Here is a 1,422-nt window from a genome sequence, read left to right as displayed (position 1 = left end):
CCTGGACAGCCGCGGCAACCCGACCGTCGAGGTGGACGTGGAGCTGGCGGACGGCTCGTTCGGCCGTGCCGCGGTGCCGTCGGGCGCGTCGACCGGCACGAACGAGGCGGTCGAGCTGCGCGACGGTGACAAGACCAAGTACCACGGCAAGGGCGTGCGCAAGGCCGTGGGCGCGGTGAACGGCGAGATCGCCGACGCGGTCCGGGGTCTGGACGCCGAGGACCAGTCCGTCGTCGACCGGACGATGGTCGAGCTGGACGGCACCCCGAACAAGGCCAGGCTCGGCGCCAACGCCACCCTCGGCGTCTCGCTCGCGGTGGCCAAGGCGGCTGCCGCGGCGCACCGCCAGCCGCTGTACCGCTACGTCGGCGGTTCCTACGCCCACGTGCTGCCGATGCCGATGATGAACATCATCAACGGCGGCGCGCACGCGGACAACGCCATCGACTTCCAGGAGTTCATGATCGCGCCGGTCGGCGCGGAGAGCTTCGAGGAGGCCGTGCGGGTGGGCTCCGAGGTGTTCCACACCCTGCGCAAGAGCCTGCACGAGGCAGGCCACAACACCAACGTGGGCGACGAGGGCGGGTTCGCGCCGAACCTGAACTCGGCCGACGAGGCGTTGGAGTTCGTGGTCGACGCGATCGAGAAGACCGGCTACACCCCGGGCGAGGACGTCGCGCTGCTGCTGGACCCGGCGGCGTCGGAGTTCTACGCCGACGGCGTGTACGACTACAAGGGGGAGGGCCGCAAGCGCTCGATCGAGGAGCACGTCGGCTACCTCACCGAGCTGGTGGCCAAGTTCCCGATCGTGTCGATCGAGGACGCGATGGCGCAGGACGACTTCGACGGCTGGAAGCTCGTCACCGACGCCATCGGTGACCGCTGCCAGCTCGTCGGTGACGACGTGTTCTGCACCAACGTCGACCTGCTGCGCAAGGGCATCGACCTCGGCATCGCGAACTCGATCCTGGTCAAGGTCAACCAGATCGGCACGCTCAGCGAGATGCTGCTGACCGCCAACACGGCATTCCGGGCCGGCTACTCCGTGGTGATGTCGCACCGCTCCGGCGAGACCGAGGACACCACCATCGCGGACCTCGCGGTGGCCACCAACTGCGGGCAGATCAAGACCGGCTCGCTGTCCCGCTCGGACCGCACCGCCAAGTACAACCAGCTGATCCGCATCGAGCAGGAGCTGGGCTCGCAGGCCGAGTACGCCGGCCGCAGCGCGCTCAACGGCCGCCGCTGACGGAGTGCCCCGGGACCGGCGGCACGGACGCGATCGAGTCCGCCCCGCCGGTCCCTTCGCGTTCCCCGGTCCACCGCGACCGCGACCGCCCGCGGCACCGGGACCCTCCCCGTCCGCATCAGCGAGCGGCGCTCGCGAGCCTCGCCCGAGCGCGCCGACCCGTGACGCGCAAG

Annotated in this window: 1 protein-coding gene; it reads left to right on the top strand. The window is 70.5% G+C overall.

From position 1 onward, the window contains the following. Position 1 precedes the first annotated feature (1 nt). On the top strand, positions 2–1,249 hold the full coding sequence (gene eno, locus AB0G02_RS40190) for a phosphopyruvate hydratase (RefSeq protein WP_360805790.1): 1,248 nt from the start codon (positions 2–4) through the stop codon (positions 1,247–1,249). Positions 1,250–1,422: the final 173 nt, after the last annotated feature.

Origin of the sequence: Actinosynnema sp. NPDC023658, from assembly GCF_040639995.1 — a bacterium.
Lineage (GTDB): Bacteria > Actinomycetota > Actinomycetes > Mycobacteriales > Pseudonocardiaceae > Actinosynnema.
This window is presented reverse-complemented; position numbering and strand designations above follow the sequence as displayed.